Origin of the sequence: Burkholderia sp. Ac-20353 (genome assembly GCF_017104785.1) — a bacterium.
In the GTDB taxonomy this organism is placed as follows: Bacteria; Pseudomonadota; Gammaproteobacteria; order Burkholderiales; family Burkholderiaceae; genus Burkholderia.
The window spans coordinates 1-16,071 of sequence record NZ_JAAGPL010000075.1; the positions used below are offsets into that span (position 1 = coordinate 1).

Genomic DNA, 16,071 nt, shown 5'->3' on the forward strand with positions numbered 1-16,071 from the left:
TGGAGCCGCGACCGGTCCGACGCGCGGCGGGCCTCGCGGCCCGCGCCGGCGGGTACTGCCTTGCGTTACGAGACTGTCCTTGCGGACAGCGTTCGAGCGGGATTCGAACCCGCTACCCGTCGGTTTGTGGCCGACTGCTCTTCCTGAATGAGCTATCGAACAGGTGGACGCCCCGGGAATCGAACCCGGACGAGGCGCTCCACGCGCGCCCAGTGCCTTCGTCTGTCCATGGCGGCATGCGCGGCCGCGACGAACGGGGTTCGGCGGCCGCGCACCAGCAAGGCTTGCGAACCTTGGCTCGCGGGCCAGCGGGACATCCGGCGCTTTCTATTCAGCGAGGAGCGTGCCAGCGGCTCGTCCATGTGCCGATAAATTTTTCAACCCATTGATATTGAAAAGAAATGTTTGTTCGAGGACGGGGTTATTCGGGTCCGGTGTGCGCTGAAGAATGACCAAAATCTGATACGATCGGATCACTGTTTATAAATCTGGATAAACATGCGCAAGACCGTCGCGATCGGCTTCCTTGGCATCGTGCTCGACCAGGGCGGCCGCGCACCGCGCCGCTGGCGCAAGTGGCGGCCGACGATGTCATTGTGCGAGCAGCCGGACCTGCCGATCGACCGGCTCGAACTGCTGCATCCGCCGAGCTACGAGCGCCTTGCGAACCGCGTGAAGGAGGATCTCGCGCAGGTGTCGCCGCACACCGACGTTCGGCTCACGCCGATCGCGATCCACGATCCGTGGGATTTCGAGGAGGTCTACGCGACGCTGCACGATTACGCGCGTGCGTATCCGTTCGACCTCGACCACGAGGATTACCTGATCCACATCACGACCGGCACGCACGTCGCGCAGATCTGCTGGTTCCTGCTCGCGGAGGCGCGCTACCTGCCCGCGCGGCTCGTGCAGACCGGGCCGCCGCAGCGAACCGACGAGGGGCCGAGCGGGCCCGGCACGGTGTCGGTGATCGATCTCGACCTGTCGCGCTACAACCGGATCGCACAGCGCTTCACGCGCGAGCGCGACGAGACGGTGTCGTTCCTGAAGGCCGGCATCGCGACGCGCAACGCGCGCTTCAATGCGCTGATCGAGCAGCTCGAACGCGTGGCCGTGCGCTCGCGCGCGCCGATGCTGCTCGTCGGGCCGACCGGCGCCGGCAAGTCGTTCCTCGCGAAGCGCGTGTACGAGCTGAAGCGCGGCCGTCATCGGCTCGCCGGGCCGTTCATCGAGATCAATTGCGCGACGCTGCGCGGCGATGCGGCGATGTCGACGCTGTTCGGTCACGTGAAGGGTGCGTTCACCGGCGCGCAGAGCGCGCGCGCGGGGCTGCTGCGTGCGGCGGACGGCGGGCTGCTGTTTCTCGACGAGATCGGGGAACTGGGGCTCGACGAACAGGCGATGCTGCTGAAGGCGATCGAGGAGAAGCGGTTCCTGCCGGTCGGCGCGGACGTCGAGGCAACCAGCGACTTCGAGCTGATCGCGGGCACGCACCGCGACCTGCGGCAGATGGTGGCGGCCGGCACGTTCCGCGAGGACTTGTATGCGCGGATCAACCTGTGGACCTATGAGCTGCCGGGGCTCGCCGAGCGGCGTGAGGACATCGAGCCGAACCTCGATTTCGAGCTCGACCGCTTCGGCCGCGAGCAGGGTGAACAGGTGCGGTTCAACGTCGAGGCGAAGCGGCGCTACCTCGCGTTCGCGGCGTCGCCGCGCGCGGCCTGGGCCGGCAATTTCCGCGAGCTGTCGGCGTCGGTCACGCGGATGGCGACGCTCGCCGATGCGGGGCGTATCACCGACGCGATTGCCGAACAGGAAGTCGAGCGGCTCGCGCGCACGTGGTCGGCAGCGGACGATACGAGCACGTCGGGCGAGCTGGTCGATGCGGCGCTGGGCATGCGTGCGGCGGAACTCGACCTGTTCGATCGCGTGCAGCTCGAACGCGTGCTCGACGTGTGTCGCGTGTCGGCGAGCTTGTCGGAGGCGGGGCGCACGCTGTTCGCGGTGTCACGGCAGGGCAAGAAGCAGCCGAACGACGCGGACCGGCTGCGCAAGTATCTCGCGCGGTTCGGGCTGGACTGGGACGGGGTGCGGCAGGCGCTGGACGGCACGCGGTAAGCGATATCGCGCGCACCGTTTCGGCGTTTACCGCTGCTGCGTGGCCACCTTCAACCCGAGCGAAATGAAGATCACGCCGACGATCTTGCCTTGCCAGCGCGTGAGCCACGACAGGCGCTTCACGAGGCGGCCGAGCGGGCGGATCGACAGCGCGATCAGCGTCGTATAGAGCGAACTGAGCACGACGAAGATCAGCCCGAGCACCGCGAACTGCACGAACGCCGGGCCGCGTTCCGGGTGCACGAACTGCGGCATGAACGCGAGGAAGAACAGCGCGGTCTTCGGGTTCAGCACTTCGGCGGGGATTGCCTGCAGGTAGGCCGTGAGTGGCGTGACGGACGACACCTTCGGCAGCGACGGATCGGACGGCTTGTCGAGCAGCGCGCGCACGCCGAGATAGATCAGGTAGGCGGCGCCGATCAGCTTGACGATGTTGAACGCGAGCGCCGACGTCATCAGCAGCGCGGACAGCCCGACCGCCGCGAACAGCGTATGGATGAAATCGCCGCTCGCGATGCCGAGGCCGGTCAGGATGCCGGTCTTGCGGCCGGCCTGCACGGTACGGCTCAGCACGAGCAGCACGGCAGGGCCGGGGATCAGGAACAGGCCCAGCACGACGGCGATGAAGGTGGTCAGCGTGGTCGGATCGAACATGGCGGCTCCGGTTGTGCGGCGGATCGGGGCATTGTAGTCGGTCCTGCGCGGGCCCGCAGGCGCCGATCCGGCCGCGCGGGCCGCTTTCTGGTATAAGCACGGGACGACACGCCGAACCGGATCACGCGTCGCGCGCCGGTTCCTTCACTGCTTACCGTCACATGTCCAACCTGCCCCGTGTCGTCGGCGCCGACCCGTCGTCGCTCGCCGACGTCGATCACGTTCCGCGTCCGCTCGTGCTGTTCGGCGGCTCGATCGTCGAGCCTGAGTGGCAGTTCGAACCGCACAGCCATCGCAAGGCGCAACTGCTCTATACGTTGAGCGGCGTCATCTATTGCGAGATCGACGGCGGCGTCTGGAGCGCGCCGCCGCAATGCATGGTGTGGATTCCGGGCGACGTACTGCATTCGGCGCGCGGCTCGGCCGGCGCGTCGTTCTACTGCGTGCTGGTCGATCCCGATGCCGCGCTCGATCTCCCCGCGCGCTGCTGCACGCTCGGGGTGTCGCCGCTGCTGCGCGAACTGCTGCTGAAGGCGGCCGGATTCCCGAACCTGTACGACGTCGGCGGGCCACAGGGGCGCCTGATGGCGACGCTGCTCGATGAGCTGGTGTCCGCGCCGGTCGAGGATCTGTACCTGCCGATGCCGGCCGACCGCCGGCTGCGCAAGCTGGTCGACCACCTGCTCGCCGATCCGGCCGACAAGTCGCCGCTCGGCGAGCTCGCACGGCAGGCCGGCATCAGCGAGCGCAGCCTGACGCGCCTCGCGGCGAAGGAGCTCGGGATGAGCCTCGGCGACTGGCGCCGGCGGCTGCACGTCGCGCTGTCGCTGCAGATGCTGACGGCGGGCCGCCGCGTGCACGAGGTCGCCATCGACCTCGGCTACGAGAGCGCGAGCAGTTTCGTGACGATGTTCCGCAAAGCGACCGGCAAGTCGCCGATGCGATACCTGACGGACCGGCGGCGCTGAATGCATCGTGGCCAAATTGAAAAAGCGCTTGGCCGGCGCGAAACATGACGCGCCCGGGTCTGCTCTCTAGAATGAGAATCGTTCTTGTCTGGAGATCGACATGCAGATCGTCACAACTGAATTCCCGTTTGTCTGGATGCATTACACGCGCTCGCGGCAGAGCGATCCCATGGCCATGCTCGCCGAACTCGACGCGCTGCTGGCGCGACGCGAGCGCTTCGTGATCCTGACCGACGACGTGCCGGCCGCCGGGAATCGCGAGTCCGAGGATCACGAGGTGCGCAAGCAGCTCACGCTGTGGAGCAAGGCCAACCGTGCGCGGTCGCGCGAATGGATTCCCGCGATGATCGCGATAGAGCCCGACGTGCAATTGCGAGCGGCGATCGCTGCGTTTGCCGACACGTTCGAGAAGGTCTGGGGCTATCCGCTGAACGTGGCGGAGAATCGCGACGACGCGCTTGCACAGGCGCGGCAACTGCTCGCCGAACCGGCGCGCGGCGCCGGGACGGCGAACGGCTGAACCGTCGCGCCGGCGCATCGTTGCGCGCGCCGGCGCGGCCTTCCTTGATACGCCGGCGCGGCGCGTGCGAGCGCGTCGCGGCCGGCGGCAACCCGGAAGGATATCCCCGTGGACAATCCGATTCGCGCGATGCGCATCTACACGCGCATCGTCGAGATGAACAGCTTCACGCGCGCAGCGCAGTCGCTCGGCATTTCGCGCGCGACTGCGACCCGGACCGTGCAGGAGCTCGAAGCGGCGCTCGGCACGCCGCTGCTGATCCGCACGACCCGCGCGCTGCGCACGACGCCGGAAGGCGAAGCGTATTACACGCGCTGCCAACAGATCACGGTGGACGTCGACGAGCTCGAGGCCAGCATCCGGCATGCCGCGCGGCACCCGAGCGGGCCGCTGCGCGTCGAGCTGCCGGGCTCGGTGGCGGAGGCGATCGTGCTGCCGGCGCTGGGCGCGTTTCATGCACGGCATCCCGATCTGGCGCTCGCGATCGGCGTATCGGGCCGCGCGGCCGATCTCGTCGGCAATGCCGTCGACTGCAGCATCCGGCTCGGCGCGCTGCCCGATTCGTCGCTGGTCGCGCGCCTGCTCGGCACGCTCGAGCGCGTGACCTGCGCGAGCCCCGCGTACCTCGAATGCCATGGCATGCCGCGCACGCTCGACGAGCTCGCCGCGCATCGCGCGGTCAACGGGCCGACGGTCGCGAGCCATCGCCTGGCCGAATTCGATTTCACGATCGACGGCCGCGTGCGCAAGGTCAGGCTGGACGCGGGCGTCAGCGTGCACGACGAACACGCGTATCTGACGTGCGGGGTGCATGGGCTCGGCCTGATTCAGCCGTCCCGCATCGTCGCGCAGCCGCTGCTCGATGCGGGACGGCTGCGGGAGGTGCTGCCGCAATGGAAACCGACGGCGGCGCCCGTGTCGGCCGTCTATATGAAGCGCAGGCATGTGTCGCCCGGCGTGCGCGCGTTCGTCGACTGGCTCGCGCAACGGTTCGACGAGCTCGCGCGGGATCGCGCCGGCATGTTCGCCGCGAAAGCGTGGCAGCCGGCACCGGTCGTGCCGGACAGCGCCAGGAAGCCGGACGTCGTGCGGATGGCGGTGGAGAGGCTTGCCTCGCGGCGCGCGCCCGTCGCTTGCGCTGCGCGCGCCGATGCCGACGATGCGCAGCCCGCGGCGCTGGCTGACGCGACCTGAAACCGCATGCATCGGCAGAGGGGGCGCGTGGCGACCGACGGCCCGATGTGGCAGTCGACTACGCCGTTCGCAACCGGCCGAGCTCGGCCGCGAGAAAATCGACGAACGTGCGAATTCGCGTGGACATCTGATGGCGCTGCGCATAGACCGCATAGATGTCCGCGCCCGGCGTTTCGTAGTCGGGCAGCACGACGACGAGGCGGCCGTCGGCGAGATAGTCGTCGATGTCCCATTCCGCGCGCATCAGGACCCCGTGCCCGTCGAGCGCCCATTTGACGGCGATTTCCCCGTCGTTGGTGGTCAGGTTGCCGTTGATGCGCACCGCTTCGGTCTTGCGCGCCGCGCCGCGGCCGCTCGTCAACCGCCACACCCCGTAACTTTCATCGCCCTGCCGGATGCCGATGCAGTTGTGTTGCGTCAGGTCGCGCGGCGTGGCCGGCGTGCCGTGCTTCGCGAGGTACGCGGGCGCCGCGCACAGCAGCCGGCGGTTCGGCGCGAGCCGCCGCGCGACGACCCGCGTATCAGGCGGCTCGCCGAAGCGGATACAGACGTCGAATGCGTCGTCGGTGAGCGGCGGCGGCATCACCGACAGCTGCAATTGCACCGCGACCTCCGGATAGCGCGCGACAAAGCGCGAGATCGCCGGCCCGACGTGGCTGCGCCCGAAGCCGAGCGTCGCGTTCACGCGCAGCAGCCCCTTCGGCGTTTGCTTCGCATTGCCGAGCAGCTCGCCGAGCTCGCCCACCTGGTCGAGGATCCGGCGCGCGTATTCCAGGTAAACCTCGCCCTCGGGCGTCAACATCATCCGCCGCGTCGTGCGGTTCACGAGTGTCACGCCCGCGCGCTGCTCCATCAGCGTGAGTCGCTTGCTGACGGCCGCCGCGGTAAGCCCGAGCTCGCGCGCGGCGGCGCTCAGGCTGCCCGACGCGGCGAGCGTCGAAAAGAAGCCGAGATCGGCCGGCTGGACCGCATCCACCATCGGTTCACTTGTGAATTCAGGTTAAAGATGCTTTGAGTTTAGCACCGGTTACGGCGCTCGAAGTTGAGTACAGTGCGCTCACGATCACGCTCATTCGAGGATGGACACATGAAGACGTACCGCATCGCAACGATTCCCGGCGACGGCATCGGCAAGGAGGTCGTGCCGGCCGGCACGCAGGTGCTGGAAGCGCTCGCGCGCGGCAGCCGGCGGTTCGCGTTCGAGTTCGAGAATTTCGACTGGGGCGCCGACTACTACCGCGAGCACGGCGTGATGATGCCCGCCGACGGCCTCGCTGCGCTGCGCGGCAAGGACGCGATCCTGTTCGGTTCGGCCGGCGATCCGGACGTGCCCGACCACGTCACGCTGTGGGGCCTGCGCCTGAAGATCTGCCAGGGCCTCGACCAGTACGCGAACGTGCGCCCGACGCGCATCCTGCCCGGCATCGACGCGCCGCTGAAGCGCTGCAAGCCGGCGGACCTCGACTGGGTGATCGTCCGCGAGAACTCGGAAGGCGAGTATTCGGGCGTTGGCGGCCGCGTGCACCAGGGCCATTCGCTGGAGATCGCGACCGATGTGTCGATCCTCACGCGCGCCGGCGTCGAACGCATCATGCGCTTCGCGTTCCGGCTCGCGCAGTCGCGGCCGCGCAAGCTGCTGACGGTGATCACGAAGAGCAACGCGCAGCGTCACGCGATGGTGATGTGGGACGAGATCGCGAAAGAGGTCGCGCAGGAATTCCCCGACGTGAAGTGGGACAAGGAACTCGTCGATGCGGCCACCGCGCGGATGGTCAATCGTCCGGCGACGCTCGACACGATCGTCGCGACGAACCTGCACGCGGATATCCTGAGCGATCTCGCGGCCGCGCTCGCAGGCAGCCTCGGCATCGCACCGACCGGCAACATCGACCCGGAGCGCCGCTATCCGTCGATGTTCGAGCCGATCCACGGTTCCGCGTTCGACATCATGGGCAAGGGGCTCGCGAATCCGATCGGTACGTTCTGGTCGGTCGTGATGCTGCTCGAGCATCTCGGCGAAACGGAAGCGGCCGCGCACGTGATGCACGCGATCGAAGCCGTCACGGCCGATCCGTCGCTGCACACGCGTGATCTCGGCGGCAACGCCACGACCGCGCAGGTGACGGCGGCGGTGTGCGAGCGCGTCGCGAGCGCGGTGGTGGCGGCCTGACATAGAGGTTGGCAGTGCGAAGCGTCTAGCGTTTCGATGCATCGGTGACAGCACATACAGACAGAGCACAGCTCGACCTCGAAGGAGGAGACACATGCAGGCCAACCTGGAATCCCGCGTCGCACGGAAACTGATGGCGCGCATCATTCCGTTCGTGATGCTGCTGTACTTCGTCAGCTTTCTGGACCGGGTCAACGTCGGCTTCGCCGCGATGACGATGAACCACGCGATCGGCCTGTCGCCGACCGCGTTCGGGCTCGGCGGCGGACTGTTCTTCGTCGGCTACTTCCTGTTCGAAGTGCCGTCCAACCTGATCCTGCATCGCGTCGGCGCGCGGATCTGGATCGCGCGCGTGATGATCACGTGGGGCCTCGTGTCGGCCGTGTCCGCGTTCGCGGCCGGCCCGACGAGCTTCTATGTGCTGCGCTTCCTGCTCGGCGTCGCCGAGGCGGGCTTCTTTCCCGGCATCATCCTGTACCTGAGCCTGTGGTTCCCCGCGAAGCAGCGCGCGGTGGCCGCCGCGTGGTTCATGGCGGCCGCGCCGATCTCGACCGCGATCGGTTCGCCGCTGTCGGGCGCGATCATGCAGCTGCCGCCGATGTTCGGGCTCGCGGACTGGCAGATGCTGTACCTCCTCGAGGCGCTGCCGGCGATCGTGCTCGGCTTCGTCGTGCTGAAGCGCCTGACCGATGCGCCGTCGCAGGCGGCGTGGCTGCAACCGGACGAGCGCGACTGGCTGATCGCGAAGCTGAAGGCCGAAGCCGATGCGCGGCATGCGCATGCGGGGCACACAGCGGGTGCGTGGCAGGCGCTGCGCGACCCGCGCGTGCTGGCGCTCGCGCTGATCTACTTCGGCACGTCGGCGGGGTTGTATACGCTCGGCCTGTGGGCGCCGCTGATGGTCCGGCAGTTCGGCTTCAGCGCGTTGCAGACGGGCTTGCTCACCGGGATTCCGAGCGTCGCGGCGGTCGTCGCGATGATCGCCTGGGCGCGGCACTCGGATCGCACCGACGAGCGCACGTGGCACGTCGTGATTCCGTGCGTGCTAGCGTGCATCGGCTTCATCTTCGCGGGGCAGGCGAGCACCGCGCTGCTGACCGTGCTCGCGCTCGTCGTCGTCAACATCGGCATCAGCGCGGCGAAGGCGCCGCTGTGGGCGATGCCGAGCATGTTCCTGTCGGGGGCCGGCGCGGCCGCGGGGATCGCGATGATCAACTCGATCGGCAACCTCGGCGGGTTCGTCGGGCCGTTCGCGATCGGCTGGCTGAAGAGCGTGACGGGCGGGTATGCGGCGGGGCTGTACGTCGTCGCGGGGACGCTCGCGCTGTCGGCTGTCATGACGCTGCTGCTGAGCCGCAAGGCGTCGCAGCAGGAGATCGTGTCGGGGGTGCGGCATCATCAGTGATGCCGGCGCGCGTCGCAGCATTTTGCCCGGGAGTGGGTCGACGCGTGGAACGCACACGATCTCGATCGCATCCTTTCGCATTACGACGACGCGTTCGAAATGCATTCGCCGATGATCGCCCGGATCGCGGAAGAGCCGAGCGGATGTCTGCGCGGCAAGGACGCGGTCGGCGCGTACTGGTCGAAGGCGCTGCAACTCATTCCGGATCTGCGTTTCGAGCTCGTCTCGGTGCTGGTGGGTGTGCGCAGCATCGCCATTCATTATCTGGGCGCGAATGGGCGGCCTGCGGTGGAGGTCTTTCACTTCGGCGCCGATCAGCGCGTGCTGAAGGCATTCGCTCACTACGCCGCCTGAGCGGCCGCCCGGATACAGTCAGACGCGCAATCGCGCATCCGTTGCATGCGTTGTTGACCTTCGCGCGCCGCTTCGGGCGCGTCAAGGTCGTTACCGTCGATGAAACGCGCGTCGGGCAACACACGCGCGAGCGCAACGCCGATCATTGGCATCAACGGCGGCGTCAGCCGCTTACGATCCCCACACCTGCATTTCGTCGAGCGAGTAGCCCCACGGCGTCGCGCGCTTCGTGCCGTACATCCGCACGTAGCGGCCGCGGCCGTTGAGGTTCGGCAGCGTCACGTGGCCCCACGCGACGCCGTTACTCGTCGAGTAGAGGGTCGTCCAGTTCACGTTGTCGTTCGACGTCTGGATCTGATAGACGAGCGCGCCGGCGTCCCAGTAGAGATCGACGTGATCGATGGTCTTCACGGCGCCGAGATCGACGGATAGCCATTGCGGATCGACGCCGGTGCCTTCCGGCGAATCCCAGCGTGTGCTGGTGGTGTTGCCGTCGAACGCCTTGTCCGCTGTCAGCGACGCGTTGTAGCTGGCCGACGCGGCCGCCGGATGCCCTTGCGACAGCAGCGTGATCTGCTTCGCGGCCGGGCCGCCGTAGTAGCTCGAGCCGAGCTTGGCCTTCGTCGTGTCGGCGTTCACGCCGAACTGCGACAGGCTCCAGCGCTGGCCGGTCGTGATGTCGCCCACGTAGAGCTGATAGCCGCCGGCGGTCGTCGACGAGAAGAACAGGTAGTTCGTGCCGCTGACCGGCGCCGGATCGGAGTTGTTGCTGATGCAGTCGTTGATCGGCAACTGGTTCGGTGTCGACGCCGGGTCGGCCGTCTTCGCATAGATCTGGTCGAGCTGGCTCGTGTCCTTCCAGCGCGCATAGAACACCGTACCGTCCGCGCGCACGATCGGATAGTAGGTCTGCAGTCCTGACGGATGGTCGAACACGGCCGTCACGCCGGTCGCGATCGTGCGCTTCATCAGGCCCATGTTCGCGCCGGTGCCGGTTGCGTAGTAGACGGCGCTGGCGTCCGGCGCGAGAAACGGCATCGAGTATTCGGCGCCGGCCGGCGCGTGCGTCAGGCTCACGACCGACGTGAACACCGGGCCTGCGCTCGTATACGACAGCGTGGCCTGCTTGACGTCGCCGTTCTGCTTGAACACGAGGGTCTTGCCGTCCGCGCTGAACTTCGGGTCTTCGTTGCGGGTGGCGCCCGTGCTGTTCGTCATGTTGACCGGCGCTTTGCTGCTGCCGAGCTGATACATGAACACGTTCCACGCACCGTTGCTGATGCCCATGAACGCGATCCATGTGCCATCGGGGCTGAACACCGCATTCATCGGATCGGTGATGCCCCATGCGCTCTTGCTCAACTGGGTCAGCGTGCGCGCCGAGAAGTCGTACAGGAACAGCTGGCTCGTGCCGTCACCGTAGGACACATAGCTGTGATAGACGAGCTTGCCCGTCAGCGCGCTCGGAAACGACGCGTCGGGCTGGGCCGGCGGATCGGAGATGCAGGCTGCGTTGGCGACATTGCCGAACAGGGTGAGGGCGAGACCGGCCACCAGGCTCACGACGATGGATTTCGCTTTCACGATTAGTCATCCGTAATAATTCGGCGTGTGGGTAGGCAGGATGTCCGAACGTGTCTTCGCGTGTTACGCCGATCGATGCCGCATGACCGAACGCGGCCATCGTTGCCGCGTTCGCCGGTAATCCTCGATGAACCTGACGGAAGCCTGCGGCCATGTCCTTGGCAGCCGCCAACCGAAACCTTCCGGATCTGTATCGCTACCAGTGTGAAGTAACCGTGCGCGCGTCGATTGGGCGATTAGAGGCCGTTCGTGACGGCATCTCGCCGAATCGGCTCGCAAGCGGTAAATACTGCCGAAAAATGCGGTGCGACGACCGGTCTTGAAGCGACGTCCGACGGTGATCGGAGCCGACATTCGGCGGCGGAAGGAAAAAAGGGGAGGAGAGACCGGCAGGCTGCGCGCGCAACGAACACGCGCGCAGCCTGCCCGGCGCGGGCAGCGCATGACCTGCGCCGCCCGGCCGTGGGGAAAGACGGCTTACTTGTCGCCGTCGTCCTTGATTTGCGGCAGCGCCGACGATTCACCCGGCGTCAGCAGCCCGACCTGCGTGTACACGCGCAGCTTGTCGCGCGTATCGGTGATGTCGAGGTTGCGCATCGTGAGCTGGCCGATCCGGTCGCGCGGCGAGAACGTCGACGCGACCTTCTCCATCGACAGGCGTTCCGGCTGGTACGTGAGGTTCGGCGACTTCGTGCTCAGGATCGAGTAGTCATTGCCGCGGCGCAGTTCGATCTTTACTTCGCCGGTGATCGCGCGCGCGACCCAGCGTTGCGCCGTTTCGCGCAGCATGATCGCCTGCGGATCGAACCAGCGGCCCTGGTACAGCAGGCGGCCGAGGCGGCGGCCGTTCTCGCGGTACTGCTCGATCGTGTCTTCGTTGTGGATGCCCGTGACGAGACGCTCATAAGCAATGTACAGCAGCGCGAGGCCCGGGGCTTCGTAGATGCCGCGGCTCTTCGCCTCGATGATGCGGTTCTCGATCTGGTCGCTCATGCCGAGGCCGTGGCGGCCGCCGATGCGGTTCGCTTCGAGCAGCAGCTCGACCTGATCCTTGAACTCGACGCCGTTCAGCGCGACCGGCTGGCCGGCCTCGAAGCGCACCGTCACTTCTTCGGCGGCGATCTTCACGTCGTCGCGCCAGAACGCGACGCCCATGATCGGGTTCACGATCTTGATGCCGCTCTCGAGGCTTTCCAGATCCTTCGCCTCGTGCGTCGCGCCGAGCAGGTTCGAGTCGGTCGAATACGCCTTCTCGGCCGACATCTTGTATGCGAAGCCCGCCTGGCGCATGAATTCGGACATTTCCGAGCGGCCGCCGAGTTCGTCGATGAACGTCTGGTCGAGCCACGGCTTGTAGATCTTCAGGTCCGGGTTCACGAGCAGGCCGTAGCGGTAGAAGCGCTCGATGTCGTTGCCCTTGTACGTGCTGCCGTCGCCCCAGATGTTGACGCCGTCTTCCTTCATCGCGGCGACCAGCATCGTGCCCGTGACGGCGCGGCCGATCGGCGTCGTGTTGAAGTACGTGACGCCGGCCGTCGTGATGTGGAACGCGCCGCTCTGCAGCGCCGCGATGCCTTCGGCTACGAGCTGCGCGCGGCAGTCGATCAGGCGCGCACCGGCTGCGCCGTATTCCATCGCGCGCTTCGGGATCGAATCGTAGTCGTCTTCGTCGGGCTGGCCGAGGTTCGCCGTGTATGCGTACGGGACGGCGCCCTTGAGTTTCATCCAGTGCAGCGCGGCGCTGGTGTCCAGGCCGCCGGAGAAGGCGATACCAACCTTCTGGCCGGTCGGGAGGCTTTCGAGAATCGTGCTCATAGGAATTACCGTGGATTGAAGTCCGGGAGGGATCGTATTTCGCGGAATATGCGAGTATCGGCTGTCCGGGAAGTTGGGGCAAGGGTTGATTTCGGCCCGGCGGCCACGTGCCGGGCCGCCGGGCGGGCTTGCGGGCCGGTTGGCGAGCGCAGGCGGCGGCCGATTTTCGGCTGACGAATCGACTGCGTCATGAAATTGAAAGCTTGTCGGCGCCCAATCGGCCCGTACCGCCGGCCCATATATATTGCTGGACGTCCTGCCCTCGGCTCGTCCACCTCGGTCGCACCAAACGGGTGCATCCGCACCCGCGCACGCCGGCGCTCAAACCCTCAAATATTCCACGACCGCGCAGAATCCAGCAGCCGCTCGCGCAACTGGTCGACTTCGCCGGCGAGTTTCGCCGAAATCGACACATACCCCGAAAGTTGCGGCGGCGGTGCGTGCTGCGGCACGTCCTGACGCCGTCGCGTTCCACTGAGCCGGCTCGGCGTGCCGAACTTCAGCGCACGGCTCGCGCCGACGAGCGTGTCGCGGATGTTCCGGTGCGTCGCCTTCATCGCGACGCGCAGGTATTCGCGGGCGGCCGTGTCGTCGCGGGCCGGCAGCACGCTCGCGAGGATTTCGAGGTAGCTGATGCACAGCCGCAGGCTGCGCTGGATCGCCTCGAGCTGCGCCATCGAGATCTCGCGTTCCTTCGACACGGACGGCATCAGCGACCGCAATTGCACGAGCAACGCGTTCAGCGCGGCCATGTCCTTCAGGTGCGTGTCGTCGCTGACGTGGCGGTCGCCGGCGATCCGCGCGTGCACGGCGGCGCAGCCGCGCAGCGCGTCGGCGAGCTTGTAGCGCCACGAATAGGTTGCGTACAGCGGCAGCGCGAACGAGAACGCGAGCGCGATCGCGATGCCGGTCAGCACGTTCACCGCGCGCCACAGCCCGTCGACGATCTCGTTGTCGCCGTGTCCGGCGACGATCACCATCGTGATCGCCGACAGCAGCGCGATATAACCGGCCTTGCCGATCGCGTGATATGCGCAGACGCCGCACGCGATCGCCATCACCGCGTAGATCGCGAGCGGCGCGTGCACGGCCGAGTGCAGCACGATCAGCAGCAGCCCGGCGAGCGCGCCGATCGACGTGCCGAGCGCGCGCTCGGCTGCCTTCTTGCGGATGTTGCCGTGATGCTGCAGGCCGCCGACGACGATCAGCACGGTGATCGTCGACCATTCGCCGTGCGGCATCCGCAGGCCGGTGGACAGGCCGATCGACACGAGGATCGCGAGCGACACGCGCGCGGCGTGAATCAGTTTTGCGTGACGGTAGCGGCGATACGGGTCGAGCAGCGGGCGCAGCGCGCTACGGACGACGGTCGGCAGCCGGGTGAGGGGCGACGCGTTCATGCCGTTGCGCGCTCACGCATCGGCCTGGCACCGCCGGCCTCGCACACCCGGTTGCGGCCGCCGGATTTCGCGCGGTAGAGCGCCTCGTCGGCGAGCCTCAGCAGCGTTTCGGCGTTCATCGTGCGGTTGTCGGCGGTGGTCGCCGCGCCGATGCTGGCCGTCACGCACCCGTACGGGCTCTGCACATGCTCGATCCCGAGCCCGACGATCGCCCGCCGGATCGCCTCGGCGACGACCGTCGCGCCGTGCGCGTCGGTATCGGGCAGCGTAACGACGAATTCCTCGCCGCCGTAGCGCGCGACGTGATCGCCCTGGCGGCGCAGGCAGCGCGACGCGGTTTGCGCGACTTCGCGCAGCACGTCGTCGCCGGCCTGATGGCCGTAGTAGTCGTTGAACGCCTTGAAGTGATCGACGTCGACGAACAGCACGGACAGCGGCCGGCCGCTGCGGTTCGCGCGCCGGGCTTCCTTCGTGAGCACCATGTCGAACTTGCCGCGGTTGTCGAGGCCTGTCAGCGCATCGGTGTGCGCGAGACGGTACAGCTTCGACTCGGCGACCTGCCGGCGCCGCAGCTCGCGCGACAGCAGCAGCGACGCGCTGACGATGAACACGCTGAACAGGCCGACCAGCACGATCACCCAGATCGCGCGGTCGCGCCACGACGCGTAGATATCGCTCTCGGCGGGCGCGACGTTGACGATCAGCGGCAGGCCGTTCAGGTGCCGGTAGACGAAGATGCGGCGCACGCCGTCGATCGAGGCCGCGCCGGCCAGCGCGCCTTCACGGCGCTTCATCGCGCGCATGAACAGCGGCGAGTTGTGCAGGTCGAGGCCGACGATCGCCGGATCGAACGGCTGGCGGCACACGAGCGTGCCGTTGTCCTCGATGATTGCGGCCGTCCCGTGCTGGCCGACCGCGATGCCGTCGAGCAGCGCGCGGAAGTAGTCGATGCTCAGCGTGCCGACGACGATGCCGCCGAACGAGCCGTCCGGCCGGTTGACCCGGCGGCTGAGCGCGATCGTCAGCGCGCCGCCGCGCAGCCGGGACGCATACGGCCGGCTGATGAAAAGGCCTTGCACGCGGCCGTCCCGATGCGCGGCGAAATAGTCGCGGTCGGCGAAATTGCCGCGCCGCGCGGGCATCGCACGGGAATCGATGACGATATTGCCGGTGGCATCCATCACGAAAATCGAGCCGAGATAGGCGCCGCTCGCCGCCCGGTCGAACAGCATCCGGTGGCGCAGATGTTCGGGCAGCGCATTGAGTTCCGGATCGTTGATGCCGTCGACGACGTTTTGAAGGGACAAATCATACAGCTCGATATTCCGCGCGATGTCGCGCTCGATCAGCAGCATCAGGTTCCGCGCATTTTCGACGGCATGGCTGTATGCGTCGCGACGGGCCTCGATTAAAACCGACGCGCACAAACTCCAGCTGAACAGCACGAGCAGGAAGCCCGCGACGATCACGCCACGGGGCGACAGAATCCGCACGACCATTGACGAAATAGGGCGGCGCAACGCATCCAGCAGCGGGAAGTGCTTCATCCTGTTAGGGGAGGGAGCGGCGGAAATGCGTGCCTGATGACGATTCCGCACGGTAATTATTTCAAAATAATACGTATTATCTCGCGAATTTTAGCGGCCTGACTGCTTTGTCAAACCCATCGTGAATTTAAAACAGATCCGACCCGTTACGCAACGTTACAAAATCACTCGGATTCAGTTCGATATGTATCAGTCTTACAAGCCGTTTCATTTCGTCAGATTGTTGCTGGTGATTTTGACCGATTTTCGAGATTAATCGGCTTTTGTCGGTTCCGGACAGGATCACGGCCGCCCGGCGAGTGCCCGCGCCGGACGCTTTCGCGCGCCCAGTCTTGCGGGCGA

At 66.8% G+C, this 16,071-nt stretch carries 12 protein-coding genes, 1 tRNA gene and 1 pseudogene; 7 read left to right on the forward strand and 7 right to left on the reverse strand.

What is annotated here, in order from left to right:
* Nucleotides 1–88: 88 nt before the first annotated feature.
* Nucleotides 89–162, reverse strand: a tRNA-Cys gene (locus tag G3N94_RS21440).
* A gap of 336 nt (nucleotides 163–498) precedes the next feature.
* Between G3N94_RS21440 and rtcR the strand changes: the two genes are divergently transcribed.
* On the forward strand, nucleotides 499–2,118 hold the full coding sequence (gene rtcR, locus G3N94_RS21445) for an RNA repair transcriptional activator RtcR (protein ID WP_205794573.1): 1,620 nt from the start codon (nucleotides 499–501) through the stop codon (nucleotides 2,116–2,118).
* Between the two features lie 27 nt (nucleotides 2,119–2,145).
* On the opposite strand, the gene G3N94_RS21450 is transcribed toward rtcR, so the two are convergent.
* The gene (locus G3N94_RS21450; RefSeq protein WP_205794574.1) at nucleotides 2,146–2,772 is read right to left on the reverse strand and encodes a LysE family translocator; all 627 of its coding nucleotides are present in this window, start codon (nucleotides 2,770–2,772) and stop codon (nucleotides 2,146–2,148) included.
* Between the two features lie 161 nt (nucleotides 2,773–2,933).
* On the opposite strand from G3N94_RS21450, the gene G3N94_RS21455 reads away from it, so the two are divergent.
* From G3N94_RS21455 to G3N94_RS21465, 3 genes are all read left to right on the forward strand, one after another.
* Nucleotides 2,934–3,740, forward strand: coding sequence for a helix-turn-helix transcriptional regulator (locus tag G3N94_RS21455; protein ID WP_205794575.1), 807 nt, complete (start codon nucleotides 2,934–2,936; stop codon nucleotides 3,738–3,740).
* A 100-nt stretch (nucleotides 3,741–3,840) separates the two neighbouring features.
* Nucleotides 3,841–4,260 (forward strand): ATP--cob(I)alamin adenosyltransferase, encoded by a 420-nt coding sequence (locus tag G3N94_RS21460; RefSeq protein WP_205794576.1) that lies wholly within the window; start codon nucleotides 3,841–3,843, stop codon nucleotides 4,258–4,260.
* Nucleotides 4,261–4,368: 108 nt separating this feature from the next.
* On the forward strand, nucleotides 4,369–5,454 hold the full coding sequence (locus tag G3N94_RS21465) for a LysR family transcriptional regulator (RefSeq protein WP_205794577.1): 1,086 nt from the start codon (nucleotides 4,369–4,371) through the stop codon (nucleotides 5,452–5,454).
* Between the two features lie 58 nt (nucleotides 5,455–5,512).
* On the opposite strand, the gene G3N94_RS21470 is transcribed toward G3N94_RS21465, so the two are convergent.
* On the reverse strand, nucleotides 5,513–6,433 hold the full coding sequence (locus tag G3N94_RS21470) for a LysR substrate-binding domain-containing protein (protein WP_205794578.1): 921 nt from the start codon (nucleotides 6,431–6,433) through the stop codon (nucleotides 5,513–5,515).
* A gap of 108 nt (nucleotides 6,434–6,541) precedes the next feature.
* On the opposite strand from G3N94_RS21470, the gene G3N94_RS21475 reads away from it, so the two are divergent.
* The 3 genes and pseudogenes from G3N94_RS21475 to G3N94_RS21485 all read left to right on the forward strand — a co-directional run.
* The gene (locus tag G3N94_RS21475) at nucleotides 6,542–7,624 is read left to right on the forward strand and encodes a tartrate dehydrogenase (RefSeq protein WP_205794579.1); all 1,083 of its coding nucleotides are present in this window, start codon (nucleotides 6,542–6,544) and stop codon (nucleotides 7,622–7,624) included.
* 94 nt (nucleotides 7,625–7,718) lie between these two features.
* The gene (locus tag G3N94_RS21480) at nucleotides 7,719–9,029 is read left to right on the forward strand and encodes an MFS transporter (protein ID WP_205794580.1); all 1,311 of its coding nucleotides are present in this window, start codon (nucleotides 7,719–7,721) and stop codon (nucleotides 9,027–9,029) included.
* Between the two features lie 12 nt (nucleotides 9,030–9,041).
* Nucleotides 9,042–9,383: pseudogene (locus G3N94_RS21485) on the forward strand (nuclear transport factor 2 family protein); the annotation flags it as partial.
* 171 nt (nucleotides 9,384–9,554) lie between these two features.
* On the opposite strand, the gene G3N94_RS21490 reads toward G3N94_RS21485, so the two are convergent.
* The 4 genes from G3N94_RS21490 to G3N94_RS21505 form a co-directional block, all read right to left on the reverse strand.
* Entirely contained in the window at nucleotides 9,555–10,967 is a 1,413-nt protein-coding gene (locus tag G3N94_RS21490; protein WP_205794581.1) for a discoidin domain-containing protein, read from the reverse strand.
* A 477-nt stretch (nucleotides 10,968–11,444) separates the two neighbouring features.
* Nucleotides 11,445–12,782: an argininosuccinate synthase gene (argG, locus tag G3N94_RS21495; RefSeq protein ID WP_205794582.1), complete on the reverse strand. Its 1,338-nt coding sequence runs from the start codon at nucleotides 12,780–12,782 to the stop codon at nucleotides 11,445–11,447.
* Nucleotides 12,783–13,111: 329 nt separating this feature from the next.
* Nucleotides 13,112–14,182 carry an FUSC family protein gene (locus G3N94_RS21500; protein WP_205794583.1) on the reverse strand — a complete coding sequence of 357 codons (1,071 nt, stop codon included), beginning with the start codon at nucleotides 14,180–14,182 and terminating at the stop codon, nucleotides 13,112–13,114.
* Nucleotides 14,179–15,729 (reverse strand): sensor domain-containing diguanylate cyclase, encoded by a 1,551-nt coding sequence (locus G3N94_RS21505; protein WP_205794584.1) that lies wholly within the window; start codon nucleotides 15,727–15,729, stop codon nucleotides 14,179–14,181. The genes G3N94_RS21500 and G3N94_RS21505 overlap by 4 nt, the downstream gene beginning before the upstream one ends.
* Nucleotides 15,730–16,071 lie beyond the last annotated feature (342 nt).

Bases quoted from the DNA above. Each gene is read 5' to 3' on its own strand.
- G3N94_RS21460 (WP_205794576.1), top strand. From the start codon at position 3,841: ATGCAGATCGTCACAACTGAATTCCCGTTTGTCTGGATGCATTACACG.
- G3N94_RS21500 (WP_205794583.1), bottom strand. From the start codon at position 14,182: ATGAACGCGTCGCCCCTCACCCGGCTGCCGACCGTCGTCCGTAGCGCG.
- G3N94_RS21505 (WP_205794584.1), bottom strand. From the start codon at position 15,729: ATGAAGCACTTCCCGCTGCTGGATGCGTTGCGCCGCCCTATTTCGTCA.
- G3N94_RS21450 (WP_205794574.1), bottom strand. From the start codon at position 2,772: ATGTTCGATCCGACCACGCTGACCACCTTCATCGCCGTCGTGCTGGGC.
- G3N94_RS21455 (WP_205794575.1), top strand. From the start codon at position 2,934: ATGTCCAACCTGCCCCGTGTCGTCGGCGCCGACCCGTCGTCGCTCGCC.
- argG (WP_205794582.1), bottom strand. From the start codon at position 12,782: ATGAGCACGATTCTCGAAAGCCTCCCGACCGGCCAGAAGGTTGGTATC.
- rtcR (WP_205794573.1), top strand. From the start codon at position 499: ATGCGCAAGACCGTCGCGATCGGCTTCCTTGGCATCGTGCTCGACCAG.
- G3N94_RS21480 (WP_205794580.1), top strand. From the start codon at position 7,719: ATGCAGGCCAACCTGGAATCCCGCGTCGCACGGAAACTGATGGCGCGC.
- G3N94_RS21470 (WP_205794578.1), bottom strand. From the start codon at position 6,433: ATGGTGGATGCGGTCCAGCCGGCCGATCTCGGCTTCTTTTCGACGCTC.
- G3N94_RS21475 (WP_205794579.1), top strand. From the start codon at position 6,542: ATGAAGACGTACCGCATCGCAACGATTCCCGGCGACGGCATCGGCAAG.